General features: G+C 41.6%; 14 protein-coding genes and 2 pseudogenes. 4 read left to right on the top strand and 12 right to left on the bottom strand.

The window, feature by feature from the left end:
- Window positions 1-437: 437 nt before the first annotated feature.
- The 3 genes and pseudogenes from APA_RS06505 to APA_RS06520 form a co-directional block, all read right to left on the bottom strand.
- A pseudogene (locus tag APA_RS06505) lies at window positions 438-1854 on the bottom strand (ATP-binding protein).
- A 9-nt stretch (window positions 1855-1863) separates the two neighbouring features.
- Window positions 1864-4938: an isoleucine--tRNA ligase gene (gene ileS / locus APA_RS06515; protein WP_201321495.1), complete on the bottom strand. Its 3075-nt coding sequence runs from the start codon at window positions 4936-4938 to the stop codon at window positions 1864-1866.
- 161 nt (window positions 4939-5099) lie between these two features.
- On the bottom strand, window positions 5100-5243 hold the full coding sequence (locus tag APA_RS06520) for a hypothetical protein (RefSeq protein ID WP_201321496.1): 144 nt from the start codon (window positions 5241-5243) through the stop codon (window positions 5100-5102).
- A gap of 204 nt (window positions 5244-5447) precedes the next feature.
- On the opposite strand from APA_RS06520, the gene APA_RS06525 reads away from it, so the two are divergent.
- A complete protein-coding gene (locus APA_RS06525; RefSeq protein WP_201321497.1) occupies window positions 5448-6458 on the top strand; it encodes a radical SAM protein in 1011 nt (336 codons plus the stop codon).
- Window positions 6459-6468: 10 nt separating this feature from the next.
- Window positions 6469-7431 carry a glycosyltransferase family 2 protein gene (locus APA_RS06530; protein WP_201321498.1) on the top strand — a complete coding sequence of 321 codons (963 nt, stop codon included), beginning with the start codon at window positions 6469-6471 and terminating at the stop codon, window positions 7429-7431.
- A gap of 41 nt (window positions 7432-7472) precedes the next feature.
- Here APA_RS06530 and APA_RS06535 read toward each other — a convergent pair whose 3' ends face one another.
- The 3 genes from APA_RS06535 to APA_RS06545 form a co-directional block, all read right to left on the bottom strand.
- Window positions 7473-8582: an S-(hydroxymethyl)glutathione dehydrogenase/class III alcohol dehydrogenase gene (locus APA_RS06535; RefSeq protein WP_201321499.1), complete on the bottom strand. Its 1110-nt coding sequence runs from the start codon at window positions 8580-8582 to the stop codon at window positions 7473-7475.
- A gap of 67 nt (window positions 8583-8649) precedes the next feature.
- On the bottom strand, window positions 8650-9039 hold the full coding sequence (locus APA_RS06540) for a type II toxin-antitoxin system VapC family toxin (protein WP_201321500.1): 390 nt from the start codon (window positions 9037-9039) through the stop codon (window positions 8650-8652).
- A gap of 16 nt (window positions 9040-9055) precedes the next feature.
- Window positions 9056-9355 (bottom strand): hypothetical protein, encoded by a 300-nt coding sequence (locus APA_RS06545; protein ID WP_201321501.1) that lies wholly within the window; start codon window positions 9353-9355, stop codon window positions 9056-9058.
- A gap of 130 nt (window positions 9356-9485) precedes the next feature.
- Between APA_RS06545 and APA_RS06550 the strand changes: the two genes are divergently transcribed.
- Window positions 9486-10277, top strand: a complete 792-nt coding sequence (locus APA_RS06550; protein ID WP_201321502.1) for an IS5 family transposase — start codon at window positions 9486-9488, stop codon at window positions 10275-10277.
- A 200-nt stretch (window positions 10278-10477) separates the two neighbouring features.
- On the opposite strand, the gene APA_RS06555 is transcribed toward APA_RS06550, so the two are convergent.
- The 6 genes from APA_RS06555 to APA_RS06580 form a co-directional block, all read right to left on the bottom strand.
- Window positions 10478-10948, bottom strand: a complete 471-nt coding sequence (locus APA_RS06555) for a type II toxin-antitoxin system VapC family toxin (protein ID WP_201321503.1) — start codon at window positions 10946-10948, stop codon at window positions 10478-10480.
- Complete coding sequence (locus APA_RS06560) at window positions 10945-11292, bottom strand: hypothetical protein (protein WP_201321504.1); 348 nt, start codon at window positions 11290-11292, stop codon at window positions 10945-10947. Before APA_RS06560 ends, APA_RS06555 begins: the two co-directional genes overlap by 4 nt.
- Window positions 11293-11490: 198 nt before the next feature.
- Window positions 11491-16428, bottom strand: a complete 4938-nt coding sequence (locus APA_RS06565; RefSeq protein ID WP_201321505.1) for a hypothetical protein — start codon at window positions 16426-16428, stop codon at window positions 11491-11493.
- A 157-nt stretch (window positions 16429-16585) separates the two neighbouring features.
- Window positions 16586-16885 (bottom strand): hypothetical protein, encoded by a 300-nt coding sequence (locus tag APA_RS06570; RefSeq protein ID WP_201321506.1) that lies wholly within the window; start codon window positions 16883-16885, stop codon window positions 16586-16588.
- A gap of 5 nt (window positions 16886-16890) precedes the next feature.
- Window positions 16891-17379 (bottom strand): type II toxin-antitoxin system HicB family antitoxin, encoded by a 489-nt coding sequence (locus APA_RS06575; RefSeq protein ID WP_201321507.1) that lies wholly within the window; start codon window positions 17377-17379, stop codon window positions 16891-16893.
- Window positions 17380-17407: 28 nt separating this feature from the next.
- The gene (locus APA_RS06580; protein ID WP_201321508.1) at window positions 17408-17707 is read right to left on the bottom strand and encodes a hypothetical protein; all 300 of its coding nucleotides are present in this window, start codon (window positions 17705-17707) and stop codon (window positions 17408-17410) included.
- A 240-nt stretch (window positions 17708-17947) separates the two neighbouring features.
- Between APA_RS06580 and APA_RS06585 the strand changes: the two are divergent.
- Window positions 17948-18470 (top strand): annotated as a pseudogene (locus APA_RS06585) (IS4 family transposase); the annotation flags it as partial.

The following is an 18470-nucleotide window of genomic DNA, read 5'->3' on the forward strand; positions in this document are numbered from 1 at the left end:
CGTCTTTTTTGTCGGTATGAAATGGGCATTTCAGCACCTATCCCCGATTAGCTGACCATTGCCCGAGGTACTGAGTAAAAATTAGAGATAAGCAAAGACAACTTTTGTCAGTCAATCAGCAATTGTAATTGCTCAACCCAGTAAAATCAACAAAAAACGATGGTTAAAAGCTGACTTCGCCAAAGACGTAAATACGCTGATCGCGCTTTAGCTATCCAGTGTCTCGCCAAGTATTGATCCTCGCTAAAAAGTACCTGATAATGCATCGACACAGCGATCGCATATATGCAGCTGCTCAGCAGACACAGTCAACAGATCAATAAGTCTTCTTCAGCTTTATTTCATCTTTTTTGGTTTGCATTAAAATACTTTTTAGTCCATTTTATAAGGGTTTCAGCGATCAAAGACTATTGATTTAGTTTTGCGTTAAAGTACTTTTATGCCCAAAAAGGTAGATAGCGTGCATAGCGATTAGAGTTTGATTCAGAGTCATCTGTCTTAATTAAGCCAGCTTCTTTAGTAGCTCCTATGATCAGAGAAACAGTGGCTGTTTTTGACTCACTTAGACGAAATCGCTCTCTTAAAGTCTGATTAGACATCTTTCTATTACTAATGTGCTGTAAACAGCAATGCTGATAGCAAGCTCGAATCCGATCAGATTTGCTCATGTCATCAAAAATCTGGTAAGCAAATAACACAGTCGTTGTACGGATATCATCTACCCGAAAATCTGGTGCAGGTAGCTGAAATACCTCTGCTGCGCTCACAACTTTGTCAATACCACTGCCTTTTTCTTCACATATTCCTAAGCGTCTCATTAGGTCAGCAAGTTGTTCGTTGCGTGATCGATTTTCATCAATGAAGCGATTAACAGGAATAGGGGGAATACCAGGATTAGAGATTTCAATGCGATCGCTGTACATTTCAATCATTACAGAAGTACCTGTTTCTAGAAAATCCTGATGTACCAAAGCATTAGCAATAAGTTCTCTTAGTGCTTGCATCGGGAACATTTTCACTTCTTGGCGAACCGCTTCTTCGATAAAGCGATTTTGTGGGGCTGCTGAATGGACAAAACTGACTAATTTCTCAAAGCTGACTGCATATCCGCGATTTCCCATTTTGTCATCGCGAGTTTGTAGTTTGTTAATACCTTCATAGATTACGACACGAGGAGCTTTACGAGCTAATGCGAGAGAAAAAGCATCAAGTTTTTTTGCTAAAACGATTGCGGCTAAATTGGTGATTGTCCAGCCTTGATTTGTTTGTTTGATTAAATCTTGGCTTTGTAATCTTTCTAAAACAGCATCACGGGTGGTTGGATAAGGAACTTTTAGGAGTTCAAAGTAAGTCTGGGTGTCTAGCAAAGCGATCACATCATCTGGACTGGCATCTAGGCGAGCAGGTTGGGAGAACCAATCTTGATGATCTTCTGCAAAAATCTGTTTCAGTCGATCAGGAGTCATTGGTTGTAGTTCTTCACCGACTCTCATCAAGTAGGTTCCCTCATATTCCAATTTGTCCCACAGGACGAGGAGGCACATCAAAGACTAGTACTCGACCGTTTGCATGTTGTAATTCGGTAATGTCTACCCGAAATCTAAGTTTGTGAAATATATCAGCTTTAATTCCGTTTAGAGCTTCTGCTGTTGACCAAGCTTGAGAACCCACGACTTGGCGAGGTCGTTTATCGGTAACTCCTAAAACGATATAACCACCACCTTCATTTGACAGCGCAACACAGTATTTCAGCAGCTTCGTCTGATTAAACTGTTGTTTTGCTTCTTTAAATTCAAGCCGTTCTGTCTCTGTGGGTGCAAGCAGCCAGTGGTCGAGGGTTTCAAGATTAATCATAGGGCAATGCTAAAAAGTACCAGCTAACGCACCGACACAGCGATCGCATATATGCGGATGCTCAGCAGACTCACCGATATGAGTTGAGTAGTTATAGCAACGCGGACATTTTTCACCATCAGCTTTTTCCACGACAATCTTTACTCCTTCAGGTCGATACTTCTTGTCGTCAGATCCTGTGGCGAATCCTGACAACTCATTTGATGGATCAAAAAGGGGTTCCCAAAAATCACGTCTTGAATTTAAATCACCTCGATAAACTGCATGATTGCACTCTTGTCCCTCATTATCAAAATCAAATCCACGAATTTCTCCATTTTCATTAATGAGAAGTACATAGTCACGAGTATCTTCAGGTAATCCAGTAAGAAATTCGACTTGTGAACAGATGAAAAGATCTTCCAATTGATGATCTTTTTCCAAGGATTTCAAGTCTTGTTGAACTATACCCGGTGTAACCTCAATCTTTACTTTAGCTTCAAGTGATGAGCCAATTAGCTTTTCCCTGCGTTTCTCTTCCATTCTTTTGTTTACTTCAGAACGAAAAACAATTAAACGCTTCCATTTAGACGCTAGTTCGGGCTTAAGCCATTCGTCATGGGTAATAAACCAACCTGCTTGGAATACTGACTTTTGGGGTACGGGATAGGGTAGATGTTGCCAGATATCTTCGGCGGTGTGGGAGAGGACGGGGGCGATCGCCTTAGTAATCGCTTCGAGGCAATACATCAGCACGGTTTGACAACTGCGGCGGCGGGGTGAATTAGGCGCACTAATATATAGACGATCTTTGGCGATGTCTAGATAGAAGTTAGATAAGTCCACTGTGCAGAAGTTTTGGATGGTTTGGAAGAAGCGCGAGAATTGGAAGTTATCGTAGGCTTCGGTGACATCTTTGGTGACTTCAGCGAGACGATGCAAGATATAGCGATCGCTTTCTGGCAATTGGTCGTAGGTCACTACATCCTTCGCAGGATCGAAGTCAAAGAGGTTGCTGAGCAAGAATCTCGCCGTATTCCTAATCTTGCGTGACATATCTGACATCTGCGCCAAGATCGTCTTCCCAATCTGGACATCGCCAGTATAGTCCACACTCGCCGCCCACAGACGTATTACATCTGCACCATAAGGCGGTTCTTTTTTCTGATCCTTACCACCATTAATCACAACTGTGGGATCGACGATATTGCCGAGGGATTTGCTCATTTTCTGTCCCTTCTCATCTAGGGCAAAGCCATGCGTTAGCACGGTCTTGTAAGGCGCATAGCCGTTGGTTGCCACACTTGTCAGCAACGAAGATTGGAACCAGCCACGATGTTGATCGGAGCCTTCCAGATACATATCCGCAGGATAGTTGAGATCATAGGGAACGAGTTTAGAATCATGGTTCTCACCACCTAGCACCGCAGCCCAAGAGGAGCCAGAGTCAAACCAGACATCCATTGTATCTGTGCCTTTACGATATTTATGTCCATTGTTGCGATAGGCTTCAGGAAGCAATTCTTCAACTTCTCTTTCCCACCAGACATCAGATCCATGCTCGCCAATCAGGACTTGAATATGCGCGACTGTTTCTTCTGTCAACAAAGGTTCGTTGGTTTCTTCGTCATAAAACACGGGGATTGGTACGCCCCAAGTCCGTTGACGGGAAATACACCAATCCGATCGCTCTTGTACCATTGAGGTAATCCGATTTTCGCCGATCGCAGGAATCCATTTCACTTCTTTGATTGATCGCAGTGCTTCTTCACGGAAACCATCAACGGAGGCAAACCACTGTTCGGTCGCTCTCACAATTACAGGTTTCTTAGTGCGCCAATCGTAAGGATATTTGTGGTTATAGGCTTCTTCTTTAATGAGAGTTCCATTGGCGGTCAAAATTTCCACAACCTTGTTATTGCCTTCCTTCAGAACGCTCAAACCTACCAACTCTTCGCCCGCATCAGCATTAAAAACACCGCGATCGTCTACCAGCGAAATCATTCCCAAATTATATTTTTTGCCAACGATAAAGTCATCGTGACCATGATTGGGGGCGGTATGCACTAAGCCAGTACCTGACTCGGCGGTGACATGATCGCCTAAGACAATCGGACTAGGGCGATCGCTGATGGGATGCTTACAAACTGTATGTTCTAAAACATCACCATTGAAGCTATATTTAACTTCTAAAGCTTGCTCAAAGGTTGCCGCTAGTTTCTCAACTAGTTCGGTAGCGACAATGTAGTTTTGATCACCAGCCGAGACAATGCTGTAACTAAGGGATGGATTGGCACTGATGCCCAAGTTGGCAGGAATTGTCCAAGGTGTTGTTGTCCAGATTACTGCATGGAGATTTGGTAGATCTGCGATCGCTTTCAACTTGTCGCTAGACTTTGTGACAGGGAAAGCCACATAGATACTACGCGAAATATGATTTTCGGGATATTCCAATTCCGCTTCCGCGAGAGCAGTGTGCGAACTAGGCGACCAGTAGACAGGTTTGAGTCCGCGATAGATATACCCCTTGAGCGCCATTTTCCCAAATACACCGATCTGTGCGGCTTCGTATTCAGGCTTCAGAGTGTAATAAGCATTTTCATAATCACCCCATACTCCCAAACGCTTAAACATGGCAGCCTGTTCTCCAATTGTTTGTAGAGCAAATTCCTTTGCTCGTTTCCGCAATTGCAAAGGGGTTAAATTAGCCCGTTCTTCTGCCTTGATATTTTGTAATACCTTAAGCTCGATTGGTAAGCCATGACAGTCCCAACCCAATACATAGCGAGCTTTTCGTCCACGCAACAGTTGATAGCGATTAATTATATCTTTTAAGGATTTGCCCAAGGCATGTCCCATATGCAGCGTCCCATTGGCGTATGGAGGCCCATCGTGAAGCGTAAAAATGTCGCCTTGGTTGTGCTGGCTTAGGTTTTCATAAATGCTTTGTTCCTGCCAAAACTTTTGAATCTCTGGCTCCTTAATAATCGCATTTGCCCGCATCGAAAAGTCTGTTTGCGGTAGGTTAACAGTGTCTTTGTATTCAGACTGTTCGAGGCTTTTTGGCGCAGGATTCTCAGAGTTGGCTTTATGAGCAGATGTCATCGTTCTAGACTATGTCAGATTTTGCAAAGGTTTAGACTTCATAATACTACAAACTAGTTTGTAACTTAAAAGCCTGAATCATATTTGCATTCAACCGATGTAACTGCTTCTCCATCTTCAAGTGTATATAAATCAAGCTCATTGTGTAAGAAATTCAATGATTATCCCGTTTGAGCTAGTTTAATAAGTTCCTCGGTTGATGGTGCAGATAGCTCTAGAAATAATTTTTCTTTCAAAAGTGCTTGTTCGTCTTTTGAAAGGGAAGAAATAATTTGGGTGATTGATTCAACTGATTTCGTATTCATTTCTGATATCTACTGAACTTAGATACTTAACTCTGACACATCTAATAATAGATCGATTTTACTTATATTTTTGGTTGCGGCGATCGCTATCATAGCTACTGCAGCCGAAACCAAGCAAAGTGGGTAATATATAAGCACACCAAAATTCTGCGTATTGGCAATCTTTTTGTCATTTGTCTCAATATAAATAAAGAGAATAAATTTATGATAATTGACTATACTCTCAGTCTCGCAGAATACTTAACAAAGAAAAACTTACAGCACTTGATTTTGCATGTTACAAACAACTGTAACTATCGTTGTGATCATTGCTTTATTGATTTCTCTCCCAAACGAGATATGACACTGGCGCAGTATCAAGACTTAGCGAAGCAAGTAGGAAAACTTTTTTGGTTAGATATTGCAGGTGGTGAGCCTTTCTTAAGACTTGATCTTGCCGAAATAATTGCCGCTTTTGACTTCAAGGTTGTGCAAATTCCGTCTAATGGTTCGCTATGTGATCGCATGGTTGATCAGCTTCAGAAACTAAAGCAACTCACCAAAGCCGAAATTACGATTTCGTTGAGCGTCGATGGGCTAGAAGAAACCCACGATCGCATTCGTCACCAGAAAGGAAGCTGGCAGCAGATATTGAAAACGTTGGAAGCTATCAAAGCCTTAGGAGGAATCTCAGTCAAGATTAATTCTGTTTTAAATGCCGAGAATGCCCATGAAATCATTGATCTCATGAAGGTGGTGCGCAAATATGAGCCAGATTTCCATTCGATTATTCTATTGCGTGGTGATCCAATGAATCCATCGCTAGGATTGCCAACTATGGAAGAACTACACAGACTAGCGCCAGCGATTTTTGAGATTTTAGAAACCTACAACTATGGCAGAAATAAAGTCGCTGCAAGGATTCTCCGCAACTATCATCGATATTTATGGAAGATTTCATTACAAACAATTGAACAACAAACACAGGTGATTCCATGTTTGGCAGGGCTTGCACATCAGGTTGTGTGGGGAGATGGCAAGGTAGCACCCTGCGAGATGTTAGCATCCGTAGGAAGTTTACAGACTCACACCCTGAAGGAGATTACTAGTAGTCCAGCATGGCAACAGCAGCTAGAGGATATCAAAGCCAAAAAATGCCACTGTACCCATAACTGCGCTATGTTCGATAGTATATTTTTCAATCCTGCCAATTTCCCTCATTTAGCATTGGGCTAGAACAGACTGTATGAATGCTTCCAATCAGGGTGATACCAAATGTTGTATTGTCATTCCTTACAAAGATAACAGTCATATTTTGGCTAGATGTTTGACTTCTGTATTGTCAAACGTTCCTGCAACAACATTGATTGTCGTTGTTGATGATGGCTCTCAAGTTTCCGTCAAAGCCGATCCCGACCTTATTAACTTTCTTAGCGATCGCCGCCTACATTTGCTCCAGCATTCAGAGAATCTAGGCGCTGGTTCTGCGCGCAATACTGCGATTCAATGGTGTTACAAACATGGCATCGAAATCGTTATCTTACTGGACTGTGACTGTTCGATTGAGACGAAATTTGTGGAAACTCACTGCCATCTTCATGCCCAATATCCTGAAGTTGCAGTATTTGGGGGCGCAGTTCATGGAATCGGTGATGGAATTTGGGCAACCTTAGATAATTTGATGTCTTGGTTTACTTCTATTCCTAACGCACCTTTTCGAGAAGTTGACAGACTCTACCATATACCAACCACAAATATGAGCTTAAAGCTGAATTTGTTGTTTAAAGAGATTCCGTTATTTGATGCTCATTTAAAAACAGGTGAGGATGTGCGGTTTGTGCAGCGTCTCAGACGTAATGGATATAAGCTAATGTTCTCGCCTCAACCAGAAATTAGTCATTACGATCGCCAAAGTTTTGCAGATTTTCTCCAGCATCAATATCGTTGGGGTCTGCATACATTTATCTTACGCTTTCCTCAACTTCAGCATCATAAGCTAGCCCGATTTCTGCTGATCATTCTATTTATCTTGCTTCTACCAGTTTTTGCGATCGCTGCAAGCATAATTACAATCTTGCCTTGGTTAAGGCAGTCTCTAAAATATTGGTGGTATTTCCCCATGATCTTTTGTGTGTATCTATACAAAGGTTTTGCGATCGTTGTTGGCACTTATAATCCTCAGCTTGCTACTAATCCAAAGAAGTTTTAAAAAATGCCGTGAAGCAGCCTTTTTAAAAACTTCTTTTTGGATTAGAAAGTCAATACTGTCCGAATCGCATCACCTCTATGCATCATCGCGAATGCCTCATTGATTTCTTCAATCGGCATTACATTCGTAATCAAACTATCGATGTCGATTTTGCCTTCCATATACCAATCAACAATTTTGGGAACATCAGTACGTCCCTTTGCGCCACCAAAGGCTGTGCCTTTCCAGACGCGACCTGTGACTAATTGGAATGGTCTGGTGCTAATTTCTTGTCCTGCTCCTGCTACACCGACGATTACGCTCACGCCCCAACCTTTGTGACAACATTCGAGGGCTTGGCGCATGGTTTGGGTTCTACCGATACATTCAAAGGTATAGTCTGCACCGCCTTTGGTTAGATCGACGAGGTAGGGAACGAGATCGCCTTCTACCTCCTTGGGATTCACAAAATGAGTCATTCCCATTTTTTCAGCAAGGGCGCGTTTTTTGGGATTAATGTCTACGCCGACGATCATGTTTGCGCCGACCATCCGACATGCTTGGATCACGTTGAGACCAATGCCACCTAAGCCAAAGACAACGACGTTGGAGCCATATTCAACTTTGGCGGTATTAATCACTGCGCCAATACCAGTTGTGACACCGCAGCCGATGTAGCAGACTTTCTCGAAGGGAGCATCATCGCGGATTTTGGCTAGGGCAATTTCAGGGAGAACGGTGTAGTTTGCGAAGGTGGAAGTTCCCATATAGTGATGGATTTTTTCGCCATTGATGGAGAATCGGCTAGTTCCATCGGGCATTAAGCCTTGACCTTGGGTGACGCGGATCGCTTGGCAGAGGTTGGTTTTACCACTGAGGCAGTAGGAGCAGTTGCGACATTCGGGGGTGTAGAGAGGAATGACGCGATCGCCTGCCTTGAGAGAGGTCACACCTGCGCCCACTTCGACGACGACACCTGCGCCTTCATGTCCGAGGATGGCGGGAAATAGTCCTTCGGGGTCATCGCCTGAGAGGGTAAATGCGTCGGTGTGACAGACTCCTGTGGCTTTGATCTCAACAAGGACTTCTCCTGCTCTGGGGGGATCTAGTTGGACGGTCTCAATTTTGAGGGGTTGTCCTGCGGCGAAGGCAACTGCGGCTTTTACGTCCATGAATCTTATGATGTCCCTGAGTTTATGACTGGCGATTTATTTGAATTATAAGGGAGACAGATATATATCAGATTAGTATTTGAACTGTTGGATAATTAATTATTTCTTGATCGACAGTAATGATGGTTAAATCATGCTGAATAGCCTGACAAATCAGAAGGCGATCAAAGGGATCGCGGTGTAAAGGTGGTAATTTGATCAGGTTGGTAATACTGGCTTCGTTAATGGGAAGACTATCAATCTGATGGCGGATACGCTGTTTGGGTAAGTATATTTCTGGGGATTCAGGTAAAGGAAGTTTACCAAGTTGATATTTAATTGTAGCTTCCCAAACTGATACGACGCTTAGATAGACTTCATTGTTGGGATCTTGGATATGGGCGCGAAATTGGGGTGAAAGTTGCGGATCACCATTTAGGAACCAAAGAAAGATATGTGTATCAAGAAGAAATCGCATATGTGATTGTGCTGTACTATTCAAAGTCCCGTAGTATATCTTCTGGTAAAGGTTCGTTAAAATTTTTCGGTACAACAAATTCACCAGCGCATAGGGCATATGGTCTTGGCGCTTTTTGTTGCTCAGAGTTAAGTTGATCGATAAAACTTAAGTAGTTTGGGAGGTTAGAGTGTTCTGGATTAGGACTTGGGCTAGTTTCTTGTGTATCAGCTTGATTGGTTCTAGATTTGATGAATAGTAGGAAGTTTAAAACTTCTCTCACTAAAATATCTGGTGTTTGGTCGAGTTCATGAATAAGTTGTTCGCGATCGGACATTGGTGTATCCTCGGTGTTTAGAGGTTTATTGACAATTATATCCTGACCGTTAATAAGAAAGCATTTAAGAATGCAAGGACGCACCAAAACAGGTATAAATACGGATGAAGTCTAGTATCAGCCTATCAAGATGCGCCAACCCTATAATACGGATTTATCAAGCAAAGAGTGGGAAATAATTGCCCTAATGATGCCGAAACCGTCAAAATTGGGGAGACCACCAAAAATAGACTTTCGGGCAGTGCTGAATGGGATTTTCTACATAACCAAGAATGGTTGTACATGGCAAAATCTGCCACATGATTTCCCACCATATTCGACGGTTTACTTCTACTTCCAAAGGTGGACAAGAACAGGAGTTATAGCTAAAATCAATCGCCAGATCAGCGAACAAGTACGTTTAGCGAATGGTCGAGAAGCAACGCCTAGTCTATTAAGCCTCGACAGTCAAAGTATTAAAACAATGGACAGTGCAGGTAGTCGGGGTATTGATGGCGGTAAAAAGGTTAATGGTCGCAAGCGGTTCATCATGGTTGATATATTGGGGTTAGTGTTCGGGGCTATGGTATGTCCAGCCAATATTGGTGAGAGAGCAGGGGCGCTGCGACTATTAGAAAGTCTGAAATATCCACTGAGCCGATTACAAAAAATATTAGTTGACAAGGGATTCTCTGGTGAGGACATAACCCAGTGGGTTAAAGACAACTTTGATTGCATTTGGGAAGTAAGCACAAGGGCTGAAGAGCAGAAAGGTTTTGTTGTGGAATCAAAGCGTTGGGTAGTGGAGAGAACCTTTGCTTGGATAGGTAAATATCGCAGACTGAGCAAGGATTATGAATTTTATGAGATTACCTCAGAGTCGTTTATCTATCTAGCTTTGATCCGCAAAATGCTTAGAAATCTTACTGCTGTCAATTCTTAAATGCTTTCTAAAGCAGATAATTACAGATTGTCATGTAGGGGCATAGCATTCCCGCAGTAATTTATCAATTTTTAAGATCCCCTTTTTTGGGAATGCTTTGCCCTTAACCTTGCAACGCAGGGACAATTTATCTGTGAAGGCTCAGAGCGATTAGCATTTGCGGATCGGGTTTGTTTTAGGAAATATTTTATTTGGAGTTATTACAACCGAATTGACTCCCACTCAAAAGCTTCTGTAAAGCGAGATAAATGCCTCACATTCGTCGTTGCTACCACCACATATCGACTGGGAAACTCCTCCTTTAACAATTCCCAATGAGCGCAAATAATCGCATCAACATCAATACTGGCTCCATTTGACATCGCTTGCCCTTGTAAACGCGACTTTGCCCAAATATCAGAAGCCGCGATCAAAACCTTTGATGTAACTGGCAAAAACTCAATAAAATCATGCAACTCATCTAGAGAAGTTAGCGGTTGAAGTCGCTTCTCAAATCTCATCGATTCAAGTACTAGATTTCGCCTTACTTCATAATCGCAAACATCTGAACTCACAACATACATACCCTTAGCCAACAAGCCGTACAACCAATTTTCACAGGCAAGAACTTGATCTCGCTTGTTAGGATTGGACAATAGCCCGATTACACCCGAATCTAGAAATACAATCATAGATAGAGTTTTGCGTCTTCAGGGCGATCGCTATCTATGCTTTCTTTAAAGCGTTCAAAAAAAAATTCCGCATCCTTCATCTCGGTTTCAGTCATTTGAGCAATTCTTTGTCTCCTTTTTTCTAGAAGTTGAAGGGCTAAAATAGACTTAGAAGACTTTTCCCAATCAGCATAGTTTTTTAATTGGTTTTGAAATGTTTCAGTGGGAGTGACAGGATCTAATAAAATTTGACCCGCATCGTTCTTAAAAACACGGTAAGTATTTGCGGTGTTTAATCCCAATTCATTTAATTTTTTACCACTGACGGTCTCAGGCGACATCCGAAAATTTTTATCAGCAAGCATTTCGATCCTCCTTGAATGCGATCATCAAGTAAGTTTTTAGTATAATCGATCATAAACATTACGTTCCGCACAAAAAGCACAGATCCCCGACTTTTTTTGTGATGGGGAAAAGCGAACTGTAATAGCAAAGAAAAAGTCGGGGATCTCAATCCCTCGCAAATTAACCAATACCAATTTTTCCTTTTTCCTTTTCCCCTTTTACTTCTCACAAAGTTGTCTGTCGCTTTCAGAAACATTGGGGTTATTGGTGAGGTATGGACGTAGCCAATCACAGGCTTCAGAAATTGCGCTATCAGGTTCTAACTTCCATAACCTGATAGTTCCGTTAAAACTACTAGAGACAATCATTTTACCGTCAGAAGAGAATGCCATGCTACTGATCTCATAATGCCCTCTTAGTGTTCGCAGTCCTTTACCTTCTAAATCCCATAATTTGATAGTGCTGTCACTACTACTAGATGCGAGTACTTTCCCATTAGGAGAGAATGCCAAACTATTAATTGAACCTTTATGTCCTGTTAGTGTTCGCAGTTCTTTACCTTTTAAATCCCACAATTTGATTGTATTGAGCCAACCACCAGAGGCAATCACTTTCCCGTCAGGAGATAATGCCAAACTCTGAATTCCATTGGTTTGGCCATTGATAGTAAGTAGTTGAGTACCTTGGAGATTCCAAACTCTGATCGTGTTGTCATCACTGCTAGAGATGATTAGTGCGCTATCAGGAGAGAATATAACACTGTTGACACTATCTTCATGTTCATTCATGGTGAGTAATTCTTCACCTTGGAGATTCCACAATTTGATTGTGTTGTCATTACTCCCCGATGCAATCATTTTTCCATTAGGTGAGAAAATCACGCTCTTAACCCAAGAACTATGTCCTGTAAAACTAACTGTCTTTTTACTTTCTATATTCAACAATTTGATCGTATTGTCATTACTCCCCGATACAATCATTTTTCCATTTGGAGAGAACGCTAAGTCACGGATTGATCCAAAATATTCAGTAAGAGTGAGGAGGTTATTACTGTCTAAATTTTTTAATTTGATTTCATCACGACAATTGAAAGCAATTGTTTTACAATCAGGAGAAAATACTACACAGTTGACGTTACTACCTGTAAAGATATTCAGTTTTGAACCTTGTAGACTCCATAATTTAATTTCGTTGTCGTCATTACAAGAGGCAATCATTTTACTGTCAGGTGAGAATGTAATATCCCAAATCTCACTATTGTCAGTAAACGTCATTAGTTCTTCCCCTTCTAAATTCCACAATTTAATTGTTTTGTCTAAACTTCCAGAAGCAATCATATCCCCATTGGGTGAGAAAATTACGCTATTAATCCATGAGCTATGTCCTGTGAGTGTAATTAATTCTTTTCCTTCTAAATTCCATAATTTGATCGTGTTGTCAGTACTCCCTGATGCGATTAGTGGAAAGTAAGGTGAAAAAGCTACGCTATTAACAAAACCTAGGTCAGCATGACCTTTAAAAATAATTGCTTTTGTTGTATCTTCCAAATCCCATAACTTGATTGTGTTGTCAAAAGCAGAAGCAATTATTTTGCCGTTAGGAGAGAATGTTAAACTAGTAAACATGACAGGTGCATTATCATGATTTTCTGTAAATGTAATCAATTCTCTACCTTCTAAATCCCATAGTTTGATTGTATTATCATGACTACTAGAGGCTATCATTTTGCCATTAGGCGAAAATGCAATACTCAAAACCTTGTTAGAATGCCCCTTGATTGTGATTAGTTCTTTCCCTTCGATACTCCATAGTTTAATTGTGTTGTCATTACTACCCGATGCCAGCATTTTTCCATCAGGGGAGAATGCTACGCTAGTAATTCCTGCTGTATGTCCCTTAAAAGTAATGAGTTCTTTTTCTTCGATACTCCACAGTTTAATCGTGTTGTCATAACTCCCTGAAGCTATCATTTTTCCATTTGGAGCAAAAGCTATGCTATTAATTCGAGTACTATGCCCTTCAAATCGATTATATTCTCGAATACCATATATTACTTCCCAAAGTCTTGTAAAAGCTTTGCTTTTGGTAGAGTTGGAAACTTTGTCATACATATCTGGACTTAAAATTCGATTAGCTGCCTTTACTCCTGCAATCATTGCCTCTAGTTCTTTATGAGCAAGCCAATAAGCTTCGCAAGAAATGCTTAAAGCTTCAATTTCGGCAATTTCGGCACGTTGTAGTTCCTTTTCTTTTTCTGCTAAAGCCGATCGCAATTGTTCTTTGGTCATCCGCAACTCTTCCGCCATACCGAAGACATACTTTTTGCGAATAAAGCTAACCAAATAATCATGAATCAATTGAAACCGATCATCAGGCGAACTACTAACTCGAAAAGCAAGCCCAGAACCAACGAGAACCGCTAGTACTAGCGAGAGATTTTCCTCTCCTCCTTTCTCCGATGTAATGTTATCTAGCCCCCTAAATCCCCCAATACTGGGGGACTTTGAAAGACTGCTATTTTCTTGTCCCCCCCAGAATTGGGGGGCTAGGGGGGCTTTAGAAACCTCATCTTGTCCCCCCCAGAATTGGGAGGCTAGGGGGGCTGAAGAGGGCAACAACTCACTGGCAAGCTCTGCTTGCGTCTTTTGCGGACGCTTCTCCTCATTCCCCGTCAGCGCATACAACACCCTCTCCGCCAAATCCTGATTCGCCACCCCACAATCCCGCACCACATTCTCCAACCACCGTTCCACCAACACCTCACTCGACTTCCGTCCCCTATTCTCAGCAGTATTACCCGTCAGAGCCAGATATTGCTGAAGAGTAGAAATAGGAGGAATCTCTGACTCCAACTGCGCCCCCACCACCTGCAACTCAATCGGCAAAATCCGCAACTGCTCACCGCTCAAATCCGTCACAAGGCGATCGATCAACTCAGGCTCCAAACGTAACTGCGATCGCCTAGTCAACGTCTCGATCACCTGTCGCGCCTGAGCCTGCGTAAAATCCCCCAAATAGTAGCGCACCTGCTTACCGAGAATATCATTCTCCACTTTTTCCAAATCCACAGCCCGATCGCATTCCAACAAATAATGCAAATAATCCTCCCGCAACGACAATACCACCCGCACAAAATCTGTATGCAAACAAGCCTTGAGGAACTTGTAAAACGGCAAGCGATCGCGAAAATCTTCCTTCTTAAAAAAGAAATCCTCAAACTGATCGAATATTAAAACCGTCAAATAATTCTCATCAATATTCCGCTTGAAATGATGAATCGGATCGAGATCGGGAGCGCGATTTGGAAAATAATCCTGTAACTGCCGCCGAATTTCCCCACTCCAATCTTTATAGGTTTTCACTGCCAAAACTAAAACCTTGCGCCCATCAAAGCTCTCCCTTAGCCGTAACGCAGGAATCACACCACCACTCAAGATTGAACTTTTCCCCGCCCCCGAATCACCATGCACGATGGTTAAAGGGAACCGCGCCTGGCCAATGCGATCGACCAAGTTCTGCACGTCTGGCATCCGCCCCGAAGCCTCAATCTCTTGAGCAATGCTATCCGACTGATTCACAATTTCTGTATATATATTTGGATTGTTCGCTTCCCGTTTAGGGTTCAGCGTACCCGCCCCGATAAAGGCGCGTAAGCCATACTGCTGCTCCACCGATCGCTGATGTTGCTTGGTTTCAAAGGCCTCTAAATATAAACCTGTTGCCGTATAAAGCGATCGCAATTCCCTTAAAACCGTCACATAGATCTGAGCATCGTACTGATGATTCCAGCTAGATTTTACGGCTTCTAATCGAGTAATTGCACCTTGGCGATCGCCCAGCCCCTCTAAAGCCCTTGCTAGCCAAAGCTCTTGCTTACAATAAGCATAGCGTTGGGAAGGGATTAAGTTAGACAGTTTCAGGATTTCGCCTTCGTGATATAGCGCCAATGCTGTCTCTGCAAATTCCTTTGCCGAGGCATAGTCCTGTTGCCATAGTCTTACCGAGGACAAGATTGCGCGATCGTGAGCCTCCCGTAATTGATTAGGATAGATTTGATGTAGCGCAAGTGCTTCGTTGGCGAGAGCTTCTAAGCCCTCACCCCCAACCCCTCTCCCAGAGAGCGAGGGGTTGGGGGTGAGGGCTTCCCGACTCAACAATTCTTCCATTGTTGCTGTCAAAAAATTGATATATAACGCCACTAAATCTCCACGTTCCAATTGTCGAAAAATGGCGATACTTTCCGTAAGATATTGCTGCGATGCAAGATAAAACAGCTCTTTATCAAATCGATTGCCAAAAGCTTGATTGAAATTGCACATTCCTAATTGCAACAGACAAACCGCCTGCTTGAGTTGATTATTACCCTGCCAAGTCGCCAGACTCTTCTGAAATAGTTCCTTTGCCAAATCAATTTGCGACTCAGCAAACGCAATACAACCAAAAGCAAAATCAAGATTTGCCCTCAGTTCTTCATCTATCTCTATTTTTTGAGTTTCCAACTCAGAGATCGCCGTCTTTAGCTCAAACTGTTGCAACCGATCTGCGATCGCTGTATGTATCGATTCACGTTTGCGTACATCCTGAAAGCGATCGAACATCTCCTCCGTCGATGCTTGTACCAGCATTTTTAGCTCCAGCGGCTCCAGCCGAAACTCGATTGCCCCCGCCGTAGTCCAATTCGCCAGATCGCTTGCCTCACGGGTCAAAATATCCTGAGTGCGATCGCTCAACCAAAGAATCATCGGAAATTCTAAACAATTCGCAAACTCCTCCCGCACCCGATTTGCCGATTTTAAAACTGCTTCAATTTCTTTGACCGCATCTAACCCCAAAACCATCAAAGCTTTTGGCTTCTGCTCTGGTGGAGCATGATGCACTGTTTTCATTAATTCTTGGATAGGCGTAAGCAAAGTCTTTGCCTCAGGCTCCAATTCGAGAATAGCGATCGCAGTTTCAGCCAATCCTTGAGCCGCAACCTGCGATCTCAAGTCCTGCAAAACTCGACTTTGCAAAACCTGATAATTACACAAAGCGATCGACAATGAAAACCCTTGAGATCGCGTCACAACTCTCTCCAAGCGCCGCATCGCATCACGATTCTGATCGACAATTGTCTCAGTAATTATGTCTACATTTGTGTCTATGAGATCGCTCATCGAACTTTCCTTGATATTTCTAGCGAAGAATTACCTTTCCTCCCAGTCGAGAACTTTTAGGATGGGAAAACAATCAGAGAATTCCTTTTCTAACCGATAGAAAGTACAAAATAATAATAGTTGATAACAGATTAGCTTTGTTTAAACTTTGCTAGGATTACTGTTTTTCCTTTATTACTTTATTATCTATTAGATGCTTAATATATTTCTCTTCTGTTAAAGTACATTCAACAAATAATTCAAGTTGTTGATTATCAGACAGCTTCATTTCTTTGCGTACATAACCAATGAGATTATTGGAATAAACTGCCTTGCTACCTCGTGAAATAGATACACGAATTGATGTTCTATTGTTTCTATAATAGAAATAATACTGAGTATGTCTACCACCTTCATGTTTTTGAAAACCTTTTTTAAGTAAGGCTTTTTCAAGATCTTTTGCATCAATTGGTTTCATTAAGCTTATGACGGTAAATCTTCACCAAACAATGCACAATATAATCTCAAAATTGATATAGCATCATCAGTCAGCCTTTCTGGATAATCCTTTAAAAATGCCAAATAATCATCAACAATAAGACTCTTGATCTCATCAATTGATTCATCATATGTTTCACCTTGCGCATATAGATTTAAAGTATTACATTCAGCAATAAAGATACCATCATTTTGTAGTTCTTTAATTTCAATGGTAATTGGATATAGAAAACTATATCCATCGATAAGATCTTTGATTTCATAGTGGGGAGAAGTATTTTCTTGATGAAATACAGGATTCTCTCTTGGGGTTAAATTTTGAGTAGTAGTTTTCGATTGAATTGTCAGTGGGATAGTAGTAGATGTTTTAATTGATTTTTTACTTACGTATTCAGACAATGTAACAACTTTGATTCCTGTTCCTACATACCCACTAACAATCGGCTCTTTATTATAATAAGTTGATTTACTCATAAATACCTCAATAATGATTCGGAATTGTTTAGTCTTTGACTATCGAGCCATTCAAAATTGATTCAAGTTGCTTCAACAAGTTTTCTGCTACTTCACGAGTAAGTAAAAGTCGCGATACTGATTCAACTTCACAAGTTGAATCAGGAAGAGAATCTAAATTAACAGAACCTTGAACGGATAACGGATCGAAAAAACCAAAATCCAAAATAAATGCTTCTTTAGAAACCATATTTACTAAAACAGCATTAGTAAATGAAGGAAGATTGTTTTTAATATATGGAAAAGAAAGTTTAATTTCTTGTGCTTTAATTTTTGGTTCTTCTGTCATATCTCTATTAGAGTAATTACTTTTCTAATTATTTGCCAATGATTTATCTAAGCCAACTATATATTAATCTTACCCTTTTTTCTAAAATTATTCCAGAAAAAAGGGAGAGTGCGCAGAGATAATATCCTTAGTGGTGCAGAAAAGTCTTGAAAGCATTGACACACATAGATTCTCATAATGAGACAGGAGATAGGGAAAGGGCAAAACATGAGATACTCAAGTTCCTCAACAAAAGTTCTCATGCAAATACCCCACCTCTATCTTCAACTACAACAACAAATGCGTCAATGGATTAAGCCAAAAGACAAACGACATCTGCAAGGATTTGCTGAGGCAGTAGCCGCAATATTACAATCAGGAAGTGCAAGTCTTAGTCATTGGTTGCCCTATTTGAGCCATCGGGACTGCAAAGCAAGGAGCCAAATGGAAAGACTAAACTACTTTGTGCATAATCCGCACATCATCCCTGAAACATTCTATAACCCATTGCTGAAGCACTTTCTGCAAGCATTTGCAGGAGCATCGTTAGAACTGGTTCTAGATACGAGTATGCTGTGGGATAAATTTTGTTTAATAGAAGTATGCTTGATTTGGGGAGGAAGGTCGATTGGCTTGGCGCAAGTAGTGCTGGAACATCGCAGTGCCACAGTTGGCTTTGAGGATTATCGTCCAGTATTAGAACAAGTACTCACCCTATTGCCACCGCAAAGCACGGTGACCTTACTTGCCGACCGAGGTTTTGAACATGGGGAATTAATCCGTT

This window comes from Pseudanabaena sp. lw0831, assembly GCF_016584665.1.
Classification (GTDB): domain Bacteria; phylum Cyanobacteriota; class Cyanobacteriia; order Pseudanabaenales; family Pseudanabaenaceae; genus Pseudanabaena.